The organism is bacterium (genome assembly GCA_040753555.1).
Classification (GTDB): Bacteria; UBA9089; UBA9088; order UBA9088; family UBA9088; genus JBFLYE01.
Map to the genome: position 1 here is coordinate 1 of JBFMDZ010000267.1, position 2,513 is coordinate 2,513.

The following is a 2,513-nucleotide window of genomic DNA, read 5'->3' on the forward strand; positions in this document are numbered from 1 at the left end:
TCTATCTATTATATATATCGGTTTTTAAGAGGGTTAAACTTTAGATTTTTTTTTTGGAAATTCAATTCCTATTGCAAGGTAGCGGAAAATGGGAATTTCAGGCTCTTTGTCTTCTTTGATAAGCTGTTTTCTTTGGATAAGTAAAGTTTCAGCATCTCTGAATTTAAAGCTTCCTGATGACTCATAAATTGTCCTGCCATCAAGCCCTGCATATCTTATCCAATAGATATTTCCCCTCTTATAAATTCCTTTTGCCATAAGATTGTCTAATTTAGCTTGTGATTATATTCTGCTATGTGCTATTGCATTTTGTCAACTAACTTACCCCTACAAGATTGTCCACTCTAGCCCATGATAGCTTATATTGTTTTCTTAACCCCTTAATCTCTTTGGTGTCCAATCTTTCATAATTATACATAACTTTTTTATATATTACAAGGATTTTCTACTATACAATTTACTAACTGTATTGGAACATTAAAAGTTAAATAATGTCTTTTTGCTTTATAGTATCTTGCATAAATTGTTGCAATATACAGTTAGACTAAAAGAGATTAAACCACGAAGGAATAATTTCAATGTCCAATGCAAAAATTGAATTTCTTTCCTTTAATAATTTGCGTTACAATGCAGTAGTAGCAATCCCCTGGGCTTTGCCATCAAGGTCTTCATAATAGATTGGCACTTGACCACATTCATCTTTGGCAACATCAAGACCTATCTTGACTGATCTCTTGGCATCCTCATTGAGATGATTCTTGGTGTATTCAATCTGGATATGATCTTCTTTCTGGTTCTCATATTCCCCTGTAAAATGAAAACTGGTCATATCCCAATGTATCTGCTTAAAGATCAATTAAAATTATCTAATTTGCATCATAGGGTGCGGAAAATGGGAAATTTATTGTATCAACAAAGAGGTGTTGTTGGCGGTTTTGTTAGCAGCTACTACTGGAGTTCTACTGAGTACGATAGCAACCACGCCTGGGCCCAGTATTTCGGCAATGGCGACCAAGGCCTCGACGGTAAGCCGATACGCTTAGGGTGCGTGCCGTTCGAGCTTTTTAAAAAGGGGAAAAAAGGGGACAGGTCCATTTTTTAAACCCAGATTGACCTTCTTGAGCAAGAAATAGAGCAACTTAAGAATAGCAGCAGGTAGAAGGCAGGAGGTAGAAGGTAGGAAACCTTGAGCCTTGAGCAATTCAGCCTTCTTCTTATGATAAAAACTCAGGGGAAAATCTGTTACGAGGATTTTTCTGTTGACTTTGGGATTCTTTTGATAGTATAATTAAAAACATAAGGAGGAAGCAATATGCATTTTTTAGATGTCAAGACAGATTTTGCCTTTAAAAAGGTATTTGGAAGTGAAGGCTCAAAGGATATCCTTATCAGCTTTTTAAATTCCATTGTTAAATTCAACGATAATAGCATTATTGAGGATTTAACCATTGTTGACCCTTATCAAATACCTTTACTGAAAGGTATGAAGGATACTTATGTTGATGTTAAGGCAAGATTATCCAATGGTAATATTGTAATTATTGAGATGCAGGTTTTAAACTACGAAGGTTTAGAAAAAAGGATTCTGTATAATGCTGCTAAGGCATATTCTACTCAACTTTTAACTGGGGAGCAATACTTTTTATTAAATCCTATCATTGCTATTACGATTACAGATTTTGAGATGTTTAGTGAATTTTCCAAGGTAATTAGTTACTTTAAGTTAAAGGAAAAGGATGAGTTAATAGAGTATAGTGGTGATATTGAATTGATTTTCATAGAGCTACCGAAGTTCACAAAAGGAGAGGATGAATTAAAGGACATTACGGACAGGTGGATATATTTTATCAAGAATGCTGGTAACTTAGAGTATATTCCAAAGACCTTGGAAAAGGAAGTAGAGATAAAGAGGGCATTTGAGATAGTAAACCAGGCTGGATTGAGTGCTGAGGAATTAGAGATGCAGTTTAAGAGGAAAGACTTTATTTACATCCAACAGGCATCTATAAGGTATGCTGAGAAGAAGGGGATGGAAAGGGGAATGGAGAAGGGAATGGAGAAGGGAATGAAAGAAGGGATGGAGAAGGGAATGGAAATCAGCGTATTGAATCTTGCACGGCATGGGATGGCTCCAGAAGAAATTGCCAAGATGTTAGAGCTAAATATAGATTTTGTGAAAAAGGTAGTAAACTCAGATTGACCTTCTTAAGCAAGAAATAGAGCAACTTAAAGAGGAGGAAGGAGGTAAAAGATAAGTAAAAAGATCGTTTTGTTAAGAGTATCCTACAGCTATTTTTAATCGAATGTCAAGCTCTTGTTGCTGAAACCTACCCATAAGTCTGTAAGACCAAGTTATTACTAGAGTTTTTGGCTTCATTTTTATCCAATAACCCAACTTCAACAGAAACTTGGCGAAATTGGTGGTAGCGAAAGTAGAATTTCTTGTATTTATAAGGGATTGAGGGGTATGGGGAGGTAAAAATTACAAAAAAGTGAGTGACAATAAAATGTAA

At 35.4% G+C, this 2,513-nt stretch carries 3 protein-coding genes; 1 reads left to right on the top strand and 2 read right to left on the bottom strand.

All coding sequences use genetic code 11. The features are described 5' to 3' along the window. Positions 1-33: 33 nt before the first annotated feature. Together AB1630_12275 and AB1630_12280 are read right to left on the bottom strand one after the other, a co-directional pair. On the bottom strand, positions 34-258 hold the full coding sequence (locus tag AB1630_12275; GenBank protein ID MEW6104570.1) for a hypothetical protein: 225 nt from the start codon (positions 256-258) through the stop codon (positions 34-36). 364 nt (positions 259-622) lie between these two features. Then, the gene (locus AB1630_12280) at positions 623-829 is read right to left on the bottom strand and encodes a hypothetical protein (protein ID MEW6104571.1); all 207 of its coding nucleotides are present in this window, start codon (positions 827-829) and stop codon (positions 623-625) included. A 483-nt stretch (positions 830-1,312) separates the two neighbouring features. Between AB1630_12280 and AB1630_12285 the strand changes: the two genes are divergently transcribed. Then, entirely contained in the window at positions 1,313-2,200 is an 888-nt protein-coding gene (locus tag AB1630_12285) for an Rpn family recombination-promoting nuclease/putative transposase (GenBank protein MEW6104572.1), read from the top strand. Positions 2,201-2,513: the final 313 nt, after the last annotated feature.

What these genes read in the sequence shown, in the direction of transcription:
- AB1630_12285 (MEW6104572.1), top strand. Translation starts at nt 1,313, where the DNA reads ATGCATTTTTTAGATGTCAAGACAGATTTTGCCTTTAAAAAGGTATTT.
- AB1630_12280 (MEW6104571.1), bottom strand. Translation starts at nt 829, where the DNA reads ATGACCAGTTTTCATTTTACAGGGGAATATGAGAACCAGAAAGAAGAT.
- AB1630_12275 (MEW6104570.1), bottom strand. Translation starts at nt 258, where the DNA reads ATGGCAAAAGGAATTTATAAGAGGGGAAATATCTATTGGATAAGATAT.